This window comes from Pseudomonas sp. A6 (assembly GCF_052367875.1).
In the GTDB taxonomy this organism is placed as follows: domain Bacteria; phylum Pseudomonadota; class Gammaproteobacteria; order Pseudomonadales; family Pseudomonadaceae; genus Pseudomonas; species Pseudomonas citronellolis.
Genome location: NZ_CP198970.1, coordinates 497540 through 514683, shown reverse-complemented (window position 1 = coordinate 514683; position 17144 = coordinate 497540). Strand labels below are relative to the sequence as shown.

16 protein-coding genes are annotated in these 17144 nt (G+C 67.7%); 10 read left to right on the top strand and 6 right to left on the bottom strand.

Translation table 11 applies throughout. The annotated features are described in order from the left end of the window. Nucleotides 1–328 precede the first annotated feature (328 nt). From ACTWJ5_RS02280 to ACTWJ5_RS02270, 3 genes are all read left to right on the top strand, one after another. Entirely contained in the window at nucleotides 329–817 is a 489-nt protein-coding gene (locus ACTWJ5_RS02280) for a hypothetical protein (RefSeq protein ID WP_074977927.1), read from the top strand. A 111-nt stretch (nucleotides 818–928) separates the two neighbouring features. Continuing rightward, nucleotides 929–1348 (top strand): glycine zipper domain-containing protein, encoded by a 420-nt coding sequence (locus ACTWJ5_RS02275; protein WP_043314000.1) that lies wholly within the window; start codon nucleotides 929–931, stop codon nucleotides 1346–1348. Between the two features lie 208 nt (nucleotides 1349–1556). Then, complete coding sequence (locus ACTWJ5_RS02270) at nucleotides 1557–1925, top strand: hypothetical protein (RefSeq protein ID WP_444437390.1); 369 nt, start codon at nucleotides 1557–1559, stop codon at nucleotides 1923–1925. A gap of 402 nt (nucleotides 1926–2327) precedes the next feature. Here the strand turns inward: ACTWJ5_RS02270 and ACTWJ5_RS02265 are convergent, their stop codons facing one another. After that, nucleotides 2328–2759, bottom strand: a complete 432-nt coding sequence (locus ACTWJ5_RS02265; protein WP_074977929.1) for an acyl-CoA thioesterase — start codon at nucleotides 2757–2759, stop codon at nucleotides 2328–2330. A 7-nt stretch (nucleotides 2760–2766) separates the two neighbouring features. Further along, entirely contained in the window at nucleotides 2767–3930 is a 1164-nt protein-coding gene (locus ACTWJ5_RS02260; RefSeq protein ID WP_444437389.1) for an iron-containing alcohol dehydrogenase, read from the bottom strand. A gap of 310 nt (nucleotides 3931–4240) precedes the next feature. On the opposite strand from ACTWJ5_RS02260, the gene ACTWJ5_RS02255 reads away from it, so the two are divergent. Continuing rightward, complete coding sequence (locus ACTWJ5_RS02255; protein WP_083426723.1) at nucleotides 4241–5062, top strand: class I SAM-dependent methyltransferase; 822 nt, start codon at nucleotides 4241–4243, stop codon at nucleotides 5060–5062. A gap of 63 nt (nucleotides 5063–5125) precedes the next feature. On the opposite strand, the gene ACTWJ5_RS02250 is transcribed toward ACTWJ5_RS02255, so the two are convergent. Continuing rightward, the gene (locus ACTWJ5_RS02250) at nucleotides 5126–5920 is read right to left on the bottom strand and encodes a thymidylate synthase (RefSeq protein WP_249918082.1); all 795 of its coding nucleotides are present in this window, start codon (nucleotides 5918–5920) and stop codon (nucleotides 5126–5128) included. A gap of 230 nt (nucleotides 5921–6150) precedes the next feature. Between ACTWJ5_RS02250 and ACTWJ5_RS02245 the strand changes: the two genes are divergently transcribed. The 5 genes from ACTWJ5_RS02245 (at nucleotide 6151) to ACTWJ5_RS02225 (ending at nucleotide 12428) form a co-directional block, all read left to right on the top strand. Next, nucleotides 6151–6651 (top strand): sugar dehydrogenase complex small subunit, encoded by a 501-nt coding sequence (locus tag ACTWJ5_RS02245; RefSeq protein ID WP_444437388.1) that lies wholly within the window; start codon nucleotides 6151–6153, stop codon nucleotides 6649–6651. Nucleotides 6652–6653: 2 nt separating this feature from the next. Continuing rightward, nucleotides 6654–8237 carry a GMC family oxidoreductase gene (locus ACTWJ5_RS02240; RefSeq protein ID WP_444437387.1) on the top strand — a complete coding sequence of 528 codons (1584 nt, stop codon included), beginning with the start codon at nucleotides 6654–6656 and terminating at the stop codon, nucleotides 8235–8237. A gap of 2 nt (nucleotides 8238–8239) precedes the next feature. Beyond that, the gene (locus ACTWJ5_RS02235; protein ID WP_444437386.1) at nucleotides 8240–9520 is read left to right on the top strand and encodes a c-type cytochrome; all 1281 of its coding nucleotides are present in this window, start codon (nucleotides 8240–8242) and stop codon (nucleotides 9518–9520) included. 120 nt (nucleotides 9521–9640) lie between these two features. Continuing rightward, nucleotides 9641–12010, top strand: coding sequence for a tetratricopeptide repeat protein (locus ACTWJ5_RS02230; protein WP_444437385.1), 2370 nt, complete (start codon nucleotides 9641–9643; stop codon nucleotides 12008–12010). Between the two features lie 100 nt (nucleotides 12011–12110). Then, nucleotides 12111–12428 carry a DUF2388 domain-containing protein gene (locus ACTWJ5_RS02225; RefSeq protein WP_444437384.1) on the top strand — a complete coding sequence of 106 codons (318 nt, stop codon included), beginning with the start codon at nucleotides 12111–12113 and terminating at the stop codon, nucleotides 12426–12428. A gap of 69 nt (nucleotides 12429–12497) precedes the next feature. Here ACTWJ5_RS02225 and ACTWJ5_RS02220 read toward each other — a convergent pair whose 3' ends face one another. Both ACTWJ5_RS02220 and ACTWJ5_RS02215 read right to left on the bottom strand, forming a co-directional pair. After that, nucleotides 12498–12863: a helix-turn-helix domain-containing protein gene (locus tag ACTWJ5_RS02220; RefSeq protein ID WP_074977948.1), complete on the bottom strand. Its 366-nt coding sequence runs from the start codon at nucleotides 12861–12863 to the stop codon at nucleotides 12498–12500. Nucleotides 12864–12869: 6 nt separating this feature from the next. Further along, entirely contained in the window at nucleotides 12870–13172 is a 303-nt protein-coding gene (locus ACTWJ5_RS02215; RefSeq protein ID WP_116424725.1) for a type II toxin-antitoxin system HigB family toxin, read from the bottom strand. Between the two features lie 121 nt (nucleotides 13173–13293). On the opposite strand from ACTWJ5_RS02215, the gene ACTWJ5_RS02210 reads away from it, so the two are divergent. Continuing rightward, nucleotides 13294–13620, top strand: a complete 327-nt coding sequence (locus ACTWJ5_RS02210) for a DUF2388 domain-containing protein (protein ID WP_074977952.1) — start codon at nucleotides 13294–13296, stop codon at nucleotides 13618–13620. Between the two features lie 631 nt (nucleotides 13621–14251). On the opposite strand, the gene gcvP is transcribed toward ACTWJ5_RS02210, so the two are convergent. After that, complete coding sequence (gcvP, locus tag ACTWJ5_RS02205; RefSeq protein ID WP_444437383.1) at nucleotides 14252–17128, bottom strand: aminomethyl-transferring glycine dehydrogenase; 2877 nt, start codon at nucleotides 17126–17128, stop codon at nucleotides 14252–14254. Between the last annotated feature and the right edge of the window lie 16 nt (nucleotides 17129–17144).

The following is a 17144-nucleotide window of genomic DNA, read 5'->3' as shown; positions in this document are numbered from 1 at the left end:
CTCGGGCGTACGACCTCGAATGGTTGTACGCTCGGGTCATTCATCCGGAAAATTCAACGGGAAAGGGCCGAGGCCGGTCCAAGGAATCGGCTTTCGCCTTTTTCCTCATCGTGTGAAATGCCATCATTGCAACAGCATTTTGTGAGAAAAACACGCGAATTTCATACCCTCGGAATGTCATTCTGACAGCCCGAAATAGAAAAAGTTCTGTTCTTAAATCATATACTTGCGTTTTTTGATGAAAGTCGCGTCACTCGTCGGCAGAGGCTTGTAAGCGCCTTCGTACAACAGCAGCATCGGCGCCAACATCCACACAGAGAACCTCTCTATGAAGTACTCCTCGATGCTCCTGTTGTCTCTTGCGCTGGTCGGTGGTTCCGCCTTCGCGGACGGCGACACCCGTGCCGGCGTCGGTGGCGCCCTGGGCGGGGTATTGGGTACCGTCGTCGGCCAGGCGGTCGGCGGCAGCACCGGCGCAGCCATTGGCGCCGGTGTCGGTGGCGCGGCCGGCGGCGCGGTCGGCGCCCGCCGCGGCAACAAGACCGAAGCGGCCATCGGCGGCGGCCTCGGCGCGGCCGGCGGCCAGGTCATCGGCAACAAGATCGGCGGCAGCACCGGCGGCCTGATCGGCGCGGCCCTGGGCGGCGGCGGCGGTGGCGCCCTGGGCAACCACTATGCCGACAGCAACCGCCACGACGATGACGACGACTACCGCGGCTACCGCCGCGCCCGCTACGACGACCGTCGCCACTGGCATGACAATGGCCGTCATCGCGGCTGGTACAAGCACCATCGCCGCCACAAGCACTGGGATTGACCCAGGGCAGGCGCCCCACGATAAACCCCGCAGCTCAGCCGGACACGCTTGTCCGGCTGTTTTGCGTTCGGAACAATGCTTCCAACTCTCTCCCCTCTCAAAGGTTCGAACATGCGCAAGACTCTCTCGGCCCTGGCCCTCGGCCTGGTCGCCAGCCAGTACGCCCTGGCCGGCGACAACACCAACGCGGCGGTCGGTAGCGGCCTGGGCGGCGCCCTGGGCAACGTCGTCGGCGGCGCTCTGGGCGGCAGCACCGGCGCGGCCATCGGCGCCGGCGTCGGCGGTGCGGCCGGCGGCGCCATGGGCGCCAAGGACGGCAAGAAGACCGAGGCCGCCATCGGCGGTGGCCTGGGCGCGGCCGGCGGCTCGGTGCTGGGCAACAAGGTCGGCGGCTCCACCGGCGCAGCCATCGGCGCCGGCCTGGGCGGCGCTGCCGGCGGCGCGGTGGGCAGCTCGCTGGCCGATGACAAGGATCATCACGACAGCGGCCACAAGCACAAACACAAGCGCCGGCACAAACATCGCGACTGAGCCTTCGGTCGCACAGCAAGACAAAACGCCGTTTCCCCCTAGAGGAAACGGCGTTTTTCATGGCACAGGGCGAACACGCCCGTAGGAGCGAGCTTGCTCGCGAACCCGCCCCGCTCCCGTCATCCCGCAGGAAGAGATGCCGAACAAGCCCCTGCACAGCGCCCGGCTGGTATAGGCTTCCTGGCTCACCGGCGCCAAGGAATATCCCGTGAAAGCCATCGCCGCCCTGCTCTGCCCCGCCCTCTGTCTGCTGGCCCTGCCCTCCGCCCAGGCGGCCAATTGGCAGGTCTGCCGCCTGGAGGTGGAAATCAGCGGCATACGCACACAGCCCTACCCCGGGCTGCGCGCCCGCGTGCTGCAGACCCGGGCGCAGCCGGCCAATGCCGAGTGCCCGCCCCCAGGCCAGTTGATCGAGTTTGAACCGGAGAGCCCCGACTACCAGAGCATGGTGCCGCGCAAGCAATGGCCGAAGCCGGGGCAGCGCATCCGCATGCGCTACCAGTACCTGGACGGCACGTGCAAGAACGACGGCAACCCCAAACCCTGCCGCATCCGCCACTACCCGCTGGGTTGGTAGGGCCTCGGCCCACCGGCATCGTGGTGATGGGTATCGCTTCGCTCAACCCATCCTACGGGGTGCTCCTTGCAGGCCGCGCCGGAATGCTCTTCGTAGGAGCGAGCTTGCTCGCGAATGAGCCCCCGCTGCGGAATCTGTTCGCGAGCAAGCTCGCTCCTACGAAAAGCCGTGCCTGCCGGTGCGGTAGGAGCAGCTGTCTATTGGGTTCCCGCGTTCGCGGGAATGACGTCGGAAAATACGATTCTTACCCCGTCACTCCCGCGAATGCGGGACGCGGCTCCATCGCGAACAGCGCTTGCGCTGGCCCGAAGGGGAATAACCCAGAAAACAACGTAGGAGCGGACTCCGTCCGCGATTTCGCGCGTAGGGCGCGCTCCTACAATGTTCCCGGTGGGCCCGAGCTCAACCGACCAGCAACGCCTGCATCGCCTCGCGCAGGCCGTCAGGAATCGGCACCGGGCGGTTGCCCGCGCGTTCGACGAAGACGTGCACGAAACGCCCGGCGGCGCAGGCCAGGTCCTCGCCCTGGCGGAACACCGCCAGCTCGTACTGCACCGAGCTGTTGCCCAGCTTGCCGACGCGCAGGCCGACCTCGATACGCTCGGGGAAGGCCACCGGGGCGAAGTAGTCGCAGCTGGAGCTGACCACGAAGCCGACCACCTCACCGTCGTGGATGTCCAGCCCGCCCTGCTCGATCAGGTAGGTGTTCACCGCTGTGTCGAAGAAGCCGTAGTAGGTCACGTTGTTCACGTGGCCATAGATGTCGTTGTCGTGCCAGCGCGTGGTGATCGGCTGGAAGTGCCGGTAGTCGGCGCGGCTGGGGTGTTCGCTCATGTCGTCCTCAGTAGGCGGCGCGGTAGATCGCCAGGGCGTCGGCCTCGCCGACCTCGCGCGGGTTGTTGACCAGCAGGCGCTGCTGCTGCATGGCGTCGCTGGCCAGCAGCACCAGCATGTGCTCCGGCACCCCGGCGTCGCGCAGGCGCGAAGGCAGGCCGCAGCGCGGGCTGAGGTCCGCCAGCTCGTCGATGAACTGCCCGGCCAGGCCGTCGCGGTCGCCGGGGCGCAGGCGCTCGCCGAGCAGCAGCGGCGCCAGTTCCGCGTACAGCGCGGCGGCGGCCGGCGCATTGAAGCGCATCACCTCCGGCAGCACCAGCGCGTTGGACAGGCCGTGGGGAATGTGGAAATGCCCGCCCAGCGGGTAGGCCAGGGCGTGCACCGCCGCCACCGGTGCGTTGGCGAAGGCCTGGCCGGCCAGGCAGGCGCCCAGCAGCATGGCCTGGCGCGCCTCGCGGTTGGCGCCGTCGTGCACCACCGCATCGAGGTTCCGCGCCAGCAGGCGCAGGGCCTCACGGGCCAGCAGGTCGGACAGCGGGTTCTTCTTCAGCTTGCTGGTGTAGGCCTCGATGGCGTGGACCATGGCGTCGATGCCGGTGGCCGCGGTCACCGCCGGCGGCAGGCCGAGGGTCAGGTCGGCGTCGAGCAAGGCCAGGTCCGGCAGCAGGTGCGGGCTGACCACGCCGCTCTTGGTGGTGGCGCCAGTGGTGACGATGGCGATGGGGGTGACTTCCGAGCCGGTGCCGGTGGTGGTCGGCACCTGGATCAGCGGCAGCCGCGGGCCGCGGGCATTGCCCACGCCGAACAGCTCCGGCAGCGCCTGGCTGGCCTGCGGGTGGGCCAGCAGGGCGACCAGCTTGGCCACGTCCATGGAGCTGCCGCCGCCAAAGCCGACCACCAGCTGCGCCCCCATCTCCAGCGCCTGCATGGCGGCCTGCAGAACCACCGCTTCCGGCGGGTCGGCCAGCACCTGGTCGAACACCTGCACCGCCACCCCGGCGGCGGCGAAGCCCGGCAGCACCCCGTCGAGCAGGCCCAGGCGGGTGATGCCGGGGTCAGTGACGATGAGCACGCGGGTGGCGCCGCGCTCCCGGCAAAGCGCGCCGAGGCGGGCGGCGGAACCGCTCTCGCAAAGAATCTGCGCGGTGGTGGCGAAGCTGAAAGGCTGCATGACGGTCCCCGATCTTGTCGTTGTACTGCGGAAAATCCGTAGGCCACCAAGCGACGGCCAGCCGTTGCAGCATAGCAACGCTCCTCATCAACACGAAATACTATACCGCCAGGCGAAACACTTATTCACCTAGTGAATGGAGTTGCAGAGTGATTAGGGAGGTTCGACTCCGCATCAGCAAGGCGAAGCCCCATCGAATCCAAGATCGATAATCAACTTATGAACAGGGAAAAATAGAAATCTCCTACATGGACCACTTGTAAGATCAGAAACTTTAAAACAACCCAGTCACTTGGAATATATAAGAACCATGGAACATAAAGTCATAATAAACGATTACTCGAATTACACCCCCAAGAGAAGAGAAAGCCTCGCAAGCTCTCGGATCAGAGAGTTGCTTGACAACTACCACCTTGAAAACCAACTGAAGATAGAGAGCACTCTGCAGGGCTTCCTAGAATTCAAGGAACAACTCTGCCAGATAAGAAGGGATTGCATGCCCAACCGACCGCAAGCCCCCAACTGGATAAATGGTTGGCTACCAGGCGCCGATGCCCTTTCGCTATATGGCTATACAGCCATGAAGAACCCTCGCCACTATGTCGAGATCGGTTCAGGCAACTCGACGAAGTTCGTCCGCCAGGCCATCAAGGATCATGACCTGCAAACCAGGATAATTTCGATCGATCCATGCCCGCGAGCCGAGATAGATGCCATTTGCGACGAGGTCGTCAGGGCCCCACTGGAGGACCTGGAGACCGACTTCTTTTCGATACTCGAAGAGGGTGACGTCTTCTTCATCGACAATAGTCATCGGTCATTCCAGAACTCCGATGTGACGGTCTTCTTCACAGAGATACTTCCCACCCTGCGTGCTGGCATAACTATTGGCATACATGACATCTACCTACCCTTCGACTATCCCAACGAATGGGCGGACCGCTTCTACAACGAACAGTATCTACTGTGCTGCTACTTACTGGGTGGGATGAAAGGACTGGAAATCGAACTGCCCCTGGTTTACCTCTACTACTGCACTGAGAGCATGCAGTTGCTGAACGACCTCTGGACCGACGAGCGAATGGAAGGCGTGGAAAGGCACGGAGCAGCGTTCTGGCTCAGAACGGTCTAGTTTCGCGAAGAGTTCCGACAGGAATTCCGCAGGCTACGAATGAAATAGCCTGCGGTCGATTTCCTAGACGGCGACGGGCGCCTTGATGTGCGGATGGGATTCGTAGCCGACCAGCTCGAAGTCCTCGAAGCGGAAGTCGAACAGGTCCTTCACTTCGGGGTTGAGCTTCATGGTCGGCAGCGCCAGCGGCTCGCGGCTCAGCTGCAGGTCGGCCTGCTCCAGGTGGTTGGCGTACAGGTGGCAGTCGCCGCCGGTCCAGATGAAGTCGCCCGGCTGCAGGCCGGCGACCTGGGCGACCATCAGCGTCAGCAGGGCGTAGCTGGCGATGTTGAAGGGCACGCCGAGGAAGATGTCCGCCGAGCGCTGGTACAGCTGGCAGCTGAGCTTGCCGTCGGCGACGTAGAACTGGAACAGCGCGTGGCACGGCGGCAGGGCCATCTCGTCGATCAGCGCGGGGTTCCAGGCCGAGACGATCAGGCGGCGCGAGTCCGGATTGCGCTTGAGCATGTCCATCAGATTGGCGATCTGGTCGATGTGGCGGCCGTCCGGCGCCGGCCAGGAGCGCCACTGGTAGCCGTAGACCGGGCCCAGGTCGCCGTTCTCGTCGGCCCATTCGTCCCAGATGGAGACGCCGTTTTCCTTCAGGTAGGCGATGTTGGTCGAACCTTTGAGGAACCACAGCAGCTCGTGGATGATCGACTTCAGGTGGCACTTCTTGGTGGTCACCAGGGGGAAGCCTTCGCCCAGGTCGAAGCGCATCTGGTGGCCGAATACGCTGTAGGTGCCGGTGCCGGTACGGTCGCTCTTGAAGGTGCCGTGCTCGCGCACGTGGCGCATCAGGTCGAGGTACTGTTTCATGGAAAACCCGTGTCGTAGAGAGGTCCGCGAGGCACGCCGGAGGTTCGGCGCGGGCGCATTCGCCCTGCAGAATCGCGAGATGCCGCAATACTAAGGGGCAGGCCCGCGTACCGCCACCCTTGGTTGGAGCGGGCCGACGATAAGCCAGAAGGCCGGGCATGACCCGCCCCACGACACCGTGATCCCGCCGCGGCCCCGGGCCGCCGCTGCCTGTTGAACGAGAGGTCCGCATGCCAGACCAGCCACGCTTTTTCCTGTCCCGCCGGCGCCTGCTGGCCATGGCCTGCGGCGGCGCCGTGGCCGGTGGCCTGCTGCTGGGCCCGGCGGCCATGGCCTGGGCCGCGCTGACGCCCCAGGCCGAGGCGGAACTGGCGATCTTCATGACGCTGTCGCAGCGCCTGACCGGGCGCAGCAACCTCGACCCACGCATCGGCCAGCGCCTGTACCTGGCCCTGGCGCAGCGCGACACCGCCCTCGCCCAGAGCCTGGGCGAGCTGCAGGCGCGCCTGGGCGACGGCCCGCAGCGCTGGAGCGAGCGCCAGCAGTGGCTGGCGCGGCAGATACTCGCCGCCTGGTACCTGGGCTACGTGGGCGAGGACGACCACCCCAGCGTGGTCGCCTACGAAAGCGCGCTGATGTTCCGCGCGGTGGACGACGCGCTGCTGCCGCGCAGCTACTGCAGCAACCAGCCGGGCTTCTGGGCCGCGCAACCGGTCGAGCGGGGGGCCTGAGCATGGCCGACACGCAAAGCGCCGACTACGTGGTGGTCGGCTCCGGCGTCGCCGGCGCCCTGGTCGCCCACCAGTTGGCCCTGGCCGGCAAGGACGTGCTGATCCTCGAGGCCGGCCCGCGGCTGTCACGTTGGGAGATCGTCGAGCGCTTCCGCAACCAGGCCGACAAGTCCGACAACCAGGCGCCCTACCCGTCCATGGCCCACGCGCCGCACCCGCAGTACCACCCGGACAACCACTACCTGGTGCAGAAGGGCGAACACCCCTACGACGTGCAGTACCTGCGGGTGGTCGGCGGCACCACCTGGCACTGGGCGGCCTCGGCCTGGCGCTTCCTGCCCAGCGACTTCAAGCTCCAGAGCCTGTACGGCGTCGGCCGCGACTGGCCGTTCGAGTACGCGGAGCTGGAGCCCTGGTACCAGCGCGCGGAAGAGGCCCTCGGCGTCTGGGGCCCGGCCGACGAGGAGCTGGGCTCGCCGCGCAGCCAGGCCTACCCCATGGCGCCGCTGCCGCTGTCGTGGAACGAGCAGCGGGTGAAGGACGTGCTCAACGCCAACGGCTACCGCGTGGTCACCGAGCCGGTGGCGCGCAACAGCCGCCCCTTCGACGGCCGGCCAACCTGCTGCGGCAACAACAACTGCATGCCGATCTGCCCGGTGGGCGCCATGTACAACGGTATCGTCCACGTCGAGAAGGCCGAGGCCGCCGGCGCCCGGCTGCTGGACAACAGCGTGGTGTTCAAGCTGGAGAAGGGCGATGGCGGACGCATAGTCGCCGCCCTCTGCAAGGACCCGCAGGGCGAGGAGACGCGGGTGGAGGGCAAGGTCTTCGTGCTCGCCGCCAATGGCGTGGAAACGCCCAAGCTGATGCTGATGTCCGAGGTCGGCAACGCCTCCGGCATGGTCGGCCGCAACCTCATGGACCACCCCGGCACCGCGGTGCGCTTCTACGCCAGCGAGAAGCTCTGGCCCGGGCGCGGGCCGCAGGAGATGACCTCGATGGTCGGCTTCCGCGACGGCGCCTTCCGCAGCCAGTACGCGGCGAAGAAGATCCACCTGTCGAACCTCTCGCGGGTGGACCAGGTGGCTGCCGAACTGATCCGCCAGGGCCCTCTGCTGCTCGGCCGCGAACTGGAGGCGCAGATCCGCGACCGCGCCGCGCGCTTCGTGCGTTTCGACAGCTTCCACGAAATCCTCCCGCGCCCGCAGAACCGCATCGTGCCCAGCGCCAGCGAGCGCGACGCCCTGGGCATCCCCAAGCCGGAATTCACCTACGCCATGGACGACTACGTGCGCCGCAGCGCGGCGCATACCCGCGAGGTCTACGCCCATGCCGCCAGGCTGCTCGGCGGCAGCGAGGTGCAGTTCGAGGACAGCTTCGCCAACAACAACCACATCGCCGGCACCACGCTGATGGGCGACGATCCCGGCGACTCGGTGGTGGACCACGACTGCCGCAGCCACGACCATCCCAACCTGTTCATCGCCGGCAGCGCGGTGATGCCCACGGTGGGCTCGGTGAACTGCACCCTGAGCCTCGCCGCCCTCGCCTTGCGCTTGGCCGAGCGTCTGAAAGGGGAGGCCTGAGCATGCCCGCCCGCCTGCTGGCCACCCTCCTCCTGCTGCCCTGCCTGGCCCAGGCCGCCCCGGCCCTGGACCCAGCGCCGCCCGAGCTGCTGCAGCGCGGCGAATACCTGGCCCGCGCCGGCGACTGCGCCGCCTGCCACACCGCGCCCGGCGGCCAGCCCTTCGCCGGCGGCCTGGCGCTGACCACCCCGCTGGGCGCGGTCTACTCCACCAATATCACCCCCGATCCACGCACCGGCATCGGCAGCTACAGCTATGAAGACTTCGCCCGCGCCCTGCGCGAAGGCGTGGCCAGGGGCGGCCTGCACCTCTACCCGGCGATGCCCTACACCGCCTACGCCAAGATCGGCGACGCGGACATGCAGGCCCTCTACGCCTATTTCCTGCGCGGCGGCGTCGAGGCCGTGGCCCAGGCCAACCGCGACAGCGACATCCCCTGGCCGCTGAACATGCGCTGGCCGCTGGCCGTCTGGAACGCGCTGTTCCACGACGACCGGCCCTTCCAGCCCAACCCGAAACAGAGCGCGGCCTGGAACCGCGGCGCCTACCTGGTGCAGGGCCTGGCCCACTGCGGCACCTGCCATACCCCGCGCGGCCTGGCCTTCCAGGAGAAGGCTCTGGACGAGAAGGGCAGCGGCTACCTCGCCGGCGCCGCCCTAGGCGGCTGGTACGCCTACAACATCACCAGCGACACCCACGCCGGCATCGGCGGCTGGAGCGACGCCGAACTGGCGCAGTACCTGCGCAGCGGCCGCCTGCCCGGCAAGGCCCAGGCCGCCGGGCCCATGGCCGAGGCCGTGGAGCACAGCTTCCAGTACCTGCGGTCCGACGACCTGCAGGCCATCGCCAACTACCTGCGCAGCGTCAGGGCGGTCGGCGACGGCGAGCGCAAGCCGCGCTTCGCCTGGGGCGGCCCCGCCGACGACGTGGTGTCGCTGCGCGGCGAGGACTTCGATGCCCAGACCCGCGACGACGGCGCCCGGCTGTTCCTCGGCAACTGCGCCAGTTGCCACGGCTGGAACGGCCAGGGCACGCAGGACGCCTACTACCCCATGCTCAGCCGCAACACCACGGTGGGCGCGTGGCAGCCGGACAACCTGGTGCAGGTCGTGCTCACCGGCGTGCACCGCGAAAGCGCCGGGCAGAAAGTGTTCATGCCCGGCTTCGCCGGCGCGCTCGACGACCAGCAGATCGCCACCCTGGTCAACTACCTCACGGCGCAGTTCGGCAACCCGGCGGTGAAGGTGGACAGCGCCCGGGTCGCCGCCATCCGCCAGCCCTGAACGCGCCTCATCCTTTCGAGGGGCCGCCGCCACTGCGGCGGAACCGGGTTTGACATACCCCCGGCAGTCACTGAAGCTGCTGCCACCGTGATACATGGCTGCCCGAACAACGGACGTCGCATGCAGAAGCCTGCCCATAAGAAAGACCGCAAAGGGGCCGCACCGGCCCGACCCACTTCCCCTCCCCGCCTGGCGCGGCGCCTGGCTGCCGCGCTGGTGGCCGTGCTGTTGCTGGCCAGCGCGGGCGCCTGGTGGTACGTCGAGCACAGCGCCCCGTCGCTGCCCGTCGCGAGCCCGCCCGCGCCCCCGGCGAAACCCGTGGTGGCCGAGGCGCCGAAGGCCGGCTTCGTCGACGAGCAGCAATGCCAGGGCTGCCACCAGGGCCAGTTCCAGGACTGGCAGGGCTCGCATCACCACAAGGCGATGCAGGTGGCCAACGAAGCCAACGTGCTGGGCGACTTCGCCGACGCCAGGTTCAAGGGCGAGGCCGAAAGCACCCGCTTTTTCCGCAAGGGCGAGGAATTCTGGGTGAACACCCCGGGCGCCGACGGCAAGCCGGCGGACTTCAAGGTGGCCTACACCTTCGGCGTGGCGCCGCTGCAGCAGTACCTGCTGGAATACCCCGGCGGCCGCCTGCAGGCCCTCGGTGTCGCCTGGGATACCCAGAAGCAGCGCTGGTTCGAACTCAACCCCGGGCAACGCATCGACTTCAAGGACGAGCTGCACTGGACGCGCCCGACGCAGAACGCCAACTTCATGTGCATCGAGTGCCACACCACCGAGTTCAAGCGCAACTTCGACGCCGACAAGAACGCCTTCGCCAGCCACTGGCAGAGCCTGGGCGTCGGCTGCCAGGCCTGCCACGGCCCGGCCTCGCGCCACCTGGAATGGGCGCAGAAACCCGACGGCGACGCCAGCCGCGGCTTCGACAAGCCGCTGGGCGCCAGCACCGCCGCCAGCGAGCTGGTGGAGAACTGCGCACGCTGCCACGCCCGCCGCGCGCCCCTGGGCGACGGCTTCCAGCACCGCCACCGGTTCATGGACGACTACCTGCCCAGCCTGCTGACCCGCGAGCTGTACCAGATCGACGGCAAGATCAAGGACGAGGTCTTCGAGTGGGGCTCCTTCACCCAGAGCAAGATGTTCGAGAAGGGCGTGAAGTGCACCGACTGCCACAACCCCCACAGCGGCCAGGTGAAGATCGCCGGCAACGGCCTCTGCCTGCAGTGCCACAACCCGGCCGGCAAGCCGGTGCGCCCGGGCATCGACGGCAAGGGCCTGCTGGCGAAGAACTACGACTCGCCCGAACATCACCACCACCAGAGCGGCACGCCTGGCGCGCAGTGCACGTCCTGCCACATGCCGGGCAAGTACTACATGGTCAACCACTACCGGCATGACCACAGCTTCAGCATCCCCGACCCGCAGCACGCGCAGAAGATAGGCGCGCCGGACGCCTGCATGGGTTGCCACCGCGACAGCGCCTCCAAGGTCAGCGAGCAGTTCCGCCTATGGTACGCCAGCGACGCCAAGCCGGCCGGCGCCGTGCCGCGCTACGACGACACCCTGTGGAAGGCCCGCAACGGCCAGCCCGGCGCCTCGCGGGCGCTGCACCTGCTGCTGGCCAGCAGCGACCTGCCGGCGATCCGCCGCGCCACCCTGCTCGCCGAACTGCCCGCCTATCCCAGCCCGCGCTCCCTGGAACTGGCCGCCCAGGGCCTGAAGGACAACGACCCGCTGGTGCGCAACGCCGCCATAGGCGCGGTCGCCGCCCTGGCCAGCCCGCCGCGCCAGGCGCTGCTGCTGGCCCCGCTGCTGGACGACCCGCTGCGCGCCGTGCGCCTCTCCGCCACCTGGCAACTGGCGCAACTGCCGCCGGAGGTGCGCGCCGGGTTGCAGGCGCCGCTGGCCAAGGGCCTGAAGGAATACGAGGAGGTCCAGCTGAGCCTGGCCGAGCGCGCCGAGCCCAACCTCAACCGCGCCATGCTCTACCAGGTCACCGGCCGCGACGCCGAAGTGGAACCGGCGCTGCGCGCGGCCCTGGTGCGCGACCCCGACTTCTTGCCGGCGCTGGTCAGCCTCTACCAGTGGCTGGAAGCCCGCCAGCGCCCCGACGAAGCCCGCCAGCTGCTGGACGGCGCGCTCAAGCGCCACCCGCAGTCCGGCCTGCTGCACCATGCCCTGGGCCTGGCGCTGATCCGCCAGGGCCAGCGCGACGCGGCGCTCAAGGAGCTGCAGGAAGCGGTGCGCCTGGCCCCGGACAGCGCCCAGTTCCGCTACATCCTGGCCATCGGCCTGCACGACACCGGCCAGGCCGACGCCGCCTGCCGCCAGCTGGAGCAACTGCTGCAACGCCACCCGGCCAACCGCGACGCGCGCCTGGCGCTGATCGCCTACCTGCGCGAGATCGGCCAGTTGGAGAAGGTGCAGATGCAACTGGCCGAGCTGGAACAGCAGAACCCCGACGACCCGGCGCTGAAGGGAGAATGACGGCGCCGCTCGGAAGCGCCTGATTCCACCAGGCGCTCCGGAACTCGCCGGCGGGCACGCACTCTGAGGGGACGCGAACGCAGTCACCCAAGGAGCACCCATGCGTATCCCCGGAGCGGCCCTGGCCGTCGCCCTGTCCACCCTCCCCTTCGCCGCCGCCCAGGCCGAAGACGCCGGCTTCTGGCGCGGCGTGCTGTCCACCGGCGCCACCACCGCCTCCAGCTACCTCACCAGCCGCGACGACCACAAACTGGTCAGCCCGCTGGCCGAGGACGCCGGCAGCTTCGTCGCCAGCGCCGGCGCCATCCGCGGCCCCTGGCTGGAAGCCGAGCTGCAGCGGCTGCGCAGCGATTATCCGCAGTTGCAGCAACGCAGCGACATGGAGCTGGCCAGTGCATTGCTGGCCGGCGAACGCTGAACGGCACTCCCCGGACACGCAAAAGCCCGCAGCTCCTCACGGGGCAGCGGGCTTTTCGATGCGCTCGCCTCAGGCGTACTCGGCGATCAGACTCTCGGCGGGAATCCCCAGGTTGCGATGCAGCTTGCGGATCATCGGCAGCGTCAGGCTGCGCTTGCCGGACAGCACCTCATAGACGCGGTTGGGCTGGCCAATCGAGGGCACCAGGTCCTTGACGGTCAGGCCGCCCTGCTCCATGCGGAACTTGATGGCCTCGATGGGGTGCGGCGCCTCGACCGGGTAGTGCTTGGCCTCATAGGCCTCGACCAGCGTCAACAGCACTTCGAAACGATCCCCCTCGGGGGTGCCGGGCTCCGGCTCGTCATCGAAGTAGACGGACAGTTCCTTGAGGCTGGCCTTGTAGTCCTCGTGCGTATGGATAGGTCGGATGTGCATGCTCTCTCACTCCATCTCGACGGTATTCGCGTCGACGGCATCGTACTGCGCGTGCGTGCCGATGAACTTGATGTAGACCGCGCCGAACCGGTAGGCAACCGCGACGATCAGTCGATAGTCGTTGCCCTTGATGTTGAACACCACCCGACGGCTCTTGAGGATGCTCGCGCTGGCATACCTGGCCTTGATGTCGCCCGGCTGGCTCCAGGTCGCGGCCTTGGCTTCATCGATCCAGGCCTTGAGCGGTTGCTCCGCGTCCGGATGGGCCGTCCAGAAATCGCGCAGGTTGCCGATGGCGATGATTTTCATCGGCACATGCTAGTCCCAAGACGGGACTGACGCAACCGCGAACCGGTCATCCAGATAACCGGAACCCCTGGTAGCGCCGAGCGCTCAGAAAGGTATGCGGACCTACGGAGGAGCAACTCCCATGCGCATGTTCAAATTGACCGGCATCCTGGCTGTCTTCGCCCTGCTTCCCCTGGCCCCGGCCATGGCCGACAGCTTCTGGCGCGACATCATCTCCTCCGGGGCCACCACCGCCTCGACCTACCTGACCTTCAAGCACGACCACAAGCTGATCCTCGCCGCCCGCGACGACGCCGGCAGCTACGTGGCCAGCGACGGCGCCATCCGCGGCCCGTACCTGGAGGCCGCATTGCAGCGCCTGCGCAGCGATCATCCGGAACTGCAGCAACGCAGCGACATGGAGCTGGCCAATGCCATCCTGATGAGCCAGGACGGCGTGGCGCAGTGACGGCGCTTCGTAGGATGGGTTGAGCTTGCGAAACTCATGCGGCCGTGGCGATGGGTATCGCTGCGCTCAACGCCATCCTACGGTTTGCCTCCACACCGTGCCCTTGTAGGAGCGCGCCTTGCGCGCGAATCGCGGGCAGGGCCCGCTCCTACAGGGGGTTCGGCATTTCGTAGAAGCGGATCTCATCCAGACCGTAGGATGGGTCGAACTTGCGAACCCCATGCGGCCGTGGCGATGGGTATCGCTGCGCTCAACGCCATCCTACGGTTTGCCTCCACACCGTGCCTTTGTAGGAGCGCGCCTTGCGCGCGAATCGCGGGCAGGGCCCGCTCCTACAGGGGGCTCGGTATTTCGTAGGAGCGGATCTCATCCAGACCGTAGGATGGGTCGAGCTTGCGAAACCCATGCGGTTGTGGCGATGGGTATCGCTGCGCTCAACGCCATCCTACGGAGCTACAACCCGCCCGAACCGTAGGGCGAATAACGCGAAGCGTTATCCGCCGCCGGCTGGAACACCAGCGCCCATGGGCTACGGCCCTGTAGGAGCGAGCTTGCTCGCGAACGAGCCCCGCGGCGGTGTCCGTTCGCGAGCAAGCTCGCTCCTACGAAAAGCCTCGGGACGCTTGCCCCTTCACTCCCGGTACTCGTCCACCGGCACGCAGGCGCAGAACAGGTTGCGGTCGCCGAACACGTTGTCCACCCGGTTCACCGCCGGCCAGTACTTGAAGGCGCGGGTGTGCTCGCTGGGGGTCACCGCCTCAGCTATGCCGTAGGGCCGCTCCCAGGGGCCGGTGACGTCGGCCAGGGTGTGCGGGGCGCGCTTGAGCGGGTTGTCCTCGGCCGGCCATTCGCCGGTTTCCACCTTGGCGATTTCCGCGCGGATGCTCAGCATCGCCTCGACGAAGCGGTCCAGCTCGTGCAGCGACTCGCTCTCGGTGGGCTCCACCATCAGCGTGCCGGGCACCGGGAAGGACATGGTCGGGGCGTGGAAGCCGTAGTCCATCAGGCGCTTGGCCACGTCCTCCTCGCTGATCCCGGTCTGCGCCTTGAGCGGCCGCAGGTCGAGGATGCATTCGTGGGCCACGCGCTCGTTGCGCCCGCGGTAGAGCACCGGGAAGGCACCGTCCAGGCGCTGGGCCAGGTAGTTGGCACTGAGGATGGCCACCTCGGTGGCGTCGGCCAGCTGCGGGCCCATCATGGCGATATACATCCAGCTGATCGGCAGGATGCTGGCGCTGCCCCAGGGCGCGGCGCTGACCGCGTCGTTCAACGGGTTGGGGCCTTCGATGCGGATCACCGGGTGGTTGGCGACGAACGGCGCCAGGTGTTTCTTCACGCCGATCGGGCCCATGCCCGGGCCGCCACCGCCGTGGGGGATGCAGAAGGTCTTGTGCAGGTTCATGTGCGACACGTCGGCGCCGATGTCCGCCGGCCGCGCCAGGCCGACCTGGGCGTTGAGGTTGGCGCCGTCCATGTAGACCTGGCCGCCGTGGCTGTGGATAACCTCGCAGATCTCGCGGATGCCCTCCTCGTACACGCCGTGGGTCGAGGGGTAGGTGATCATCAGGCAGGCCAGCTGGGCGCCGGCCTCGGCGGCCTTGAGCTTGAGGTCTTCCAGGTCGACGTTGCCGCCCTTGTCGCACTCGACTATCACCACGCGCATGCTCGCCATGATCGCCGAGGCCGGGTTGGTGCCGTGGGCCGAGGACGGGATCAGGCAGACGTTGCGGTGCCCCTCGCCGCGGCTCTCGTGGTACTTGCGGATCGCCAGCAGCCCGGCGTACTCGCCCTGGGCCCCGGAGTTGGGCTGCATACAGATGGCGTCGAAGCCGGTGATGACGCGCAGCCAGCTCTCCAGCTCGTCGATCATCAGCCGGTAGCCCTCGGCCTGCTCGCGCGGCACGAAGGGGTGCAGGTTGGCGAACTCCGGCCAGGTGATGGGGATCATCTCGCTGGTGGCGTTGAGCTTCATGGTGCAGGAGCCCAGCGGGATCATCGCCTGGTTCAGCGCCAGGTCCTTGCCTTCGAGCTGGCGCAGGTAGCGCAGCATCTCGGTTTCGCTGTGGTGGCGGTTGAACACCGGGTGGCCCAGGTAGCCGGAGCGGCGCTGCAGGGTGCCGGGGATGCCGTCGGAGAGGTCGCCGGCATCCAGCACGGCGATGCTCAGGCCGTGGCCGGCGCCGAGGAAGATGTCGAACAGCGTGGCGACGGTTTCGGCGCTGCAGGTTTCGTCCAGGCTGACGCCCAGGCGGTCCTCGCCGACGATGCGCAGGTTGTAGCGCGCCGCGCGGGCGCGTTCGAGGATGGCCGCCTGCTGCGCGCCCACCTCCAGGGTCAGGGTGTCGAAGAAGTGCGCATTGACGCGCTTGAGGCCCTTGGCGAACAGCCCGGCGGCGAGGATGGCGGTGAGCCGGTGCACGCGCTGGGCGATGCGCTTGAGGCCCTCGGGGCCGTGGTAGACGGCGTAGAGGCTGGCGATGTTGGCCAGCAGCACCTGCGAGGTGCAGACGTTGGAGTTGGCCTTCTCGCGGCGGATGTGCTGCTCGCGGGTCTGCAGCGCCATGCGCAGCGCGGTGTTGCCGCGGGCATCGCGGGATACGCCGATGATCCGCCCCGGCATGGCCCGCTTGAATTCGTCGCGGGTGGCGAAGAAGGCTGCGTGGGGCCCGCCGTAGCCCATGGGCACGCCGAAGCGCTGGGCGCTGCCGAGCACCACGTCGGCGCCCAGTTCGCCCGGCGGCGTCAGCAGCAGCAGGCTGAGCAGGTCGGCGGCGACGCAGGCGATGGCCTGCCGGGCGTGCAGGGCATCGATCAGCGGGCGCAGGTCGCGGACCTCGCCGCGGCTGTCCGGGTACTGCAGCAGCGCGCCGAACACGGCGTGCTGGCCCAGGTTGTCCAGTTCGTCCAGCACCAGGTCGAAGCCGAAGGCCTCGGCGCGGGTGCGCACCACGGAAATGGTCTGCGGGTGGCAGTTCACGTCGACGAAGAACAGGTTGCTCTTGGCCTTGGCCACGCGCTTGGCCAGGGCCATGGCCTCGGCGGCGGCGGTGGCCTCGTCGAGCAGCGAGGCGCTGGCCAGGTCCAGGCCGGTGAGGTCGATGGTCAGCTGCTGGAAGTTCAGCAGCGCCTCCAGGCGGCCCTGGGCGATCTCCGGCTGGTAGGGGGTGTAGGCGGTGTACCAGCCGGGGTTCTCCAGCACGTTGCGGAGGATCACCGTGGGCGTGACGGTGCCGTAGTAGCCGGTGCCGATCAGGCTGGTCCACAGCTGGTTCTGCTGCGCATAGCCGCGCAGCCTGGCCAGGGCGCCCTGCTCGTCCAGCGCCGCCGGCAGCTCCAGCGGGCGGTTCAGGCGGATGGCCGGCGGCACCGTCTGCACGATCAGGTCGTCGAGGCTGGCGACACCCAGGGCCTCGAGCATCGTCCGTCGCTCCGCCTCGTCGGGGCCGAGGTGGCGGCGCAGGAAGGCATCGGGCTGGTTCAGCTGGGACAGCGAAGGGCTTTTCGACATGGCCTGGACCTCGATC

Bases quoted from the DNA above. Each gene is read 5' to 3' on its own strand.
- ACTWJ5_RS02260 (WP_444437389.1), bottom strand. From the start codon at position 3,930: ATGCAGCCTTTCAGCTTCGCCACCACCGCGCAGATTCTTTGCGAGAGC.
- gcvP (WP_444437383.1), bottom strand. From the start codon at position 17,128: ATGTCGAAAAGCCCTTCGCTGTCCCAGCTGAACCAGCCCGATGCCTTC.
- ACTWJ5_RS02255 (WP_083426723.1), top strand. From the start codon at position 4,241: ATGGAACATAAAGTCATAATAAACGATTACTCGAATTACACCCCCAAG.
- ACTWJ5_RS02250 (WP_249918082.1), bottom strand. From the start codon at position 5,920: ATGAAACAGTACCTCGACCTGATGCGCCACGTGCGCGAGCACGGCACC.
- ACTWJ5_RS02275 (WP_043314000.1), top strand. From the start codon at position 929: ATGCGCAAGACTCTCTCGGCCCTGGCCCTCGGCCTGGTCGCCAGCCAG.
- ACTWJ5_RS02220 (WP_074977948.1), bottom strand. From the start codon at position 12,863: ATGCACATCCGACCTATCCATACGCACGAGGACTACAAGGCCAGCCTC.
- ACTWJ5_RS02240 (WP_444437387.1), top strand. From the start codon at position 6,654: ATGGCCGACACGCAAAGCGCCGACTACGTGGTGGTCGGCTCCGGCGTC.
- ACTWJ5_RS02215 (WP_116424725.1), bottom strand. From the start codon at position 13,172: ATGAAAATCATCGCCATCGGCAACCTGCGCGATTTCTGGACGGCCCAT.
- ACTWJ5_RS02265 (WP_074977929.1), bottom strand. From the start codon at position 2,759: ATGAGCGAACACCCCAGCCGCGCCGACTACCGGCACTTCCAGCCGATC.
- ACTWJ5_RS02230 (WP_444437385.1), top strand. From the start codon at position 9,641: ATGCAGAAGCCTGCCCATAAGAAAGACCGCAAAGGGGCCGCACCGGCC.
- ACTWJ5_RS02235 (WP_444437386.1), top strand. From the start codon at position 8,240: ATGCCCGCCCGCCTGCTGGCCACCCTCCTCCTGCTGCCCTGCCTGGCC.
- ACTWJ5_RS02210 (WP_074977952.1), top strand. From the start codon at position 13,294: ATGCGCATGTTCAAATTGACCGGCATCCTGGCTGTCTTCGCCCTGCTT.
- ACTWJ5_RS02225 (WP_444437384.1), top strand. From the start codon at position 12,111: ATGCGTATCCCCGGAGCGGCCCTGGCCGTCGCCCTGTCCACCCTCCCC.
- ACTWJ5_RS02280 (WP_074977927.1), top strand. From the start codon at position 329: ATGAAGTACTCCTCGATGCTCCTGTTGTCTCTTGCGCTGGTCGGTGGT.
- ACTWJ5_RS02245 (WP_444437388.1), top strand. From the start codon at position 6,151: ATGCCAGACCAGCCACGCTTTTTCCTGTCCCGCCGGCGCCTGCTGGCC.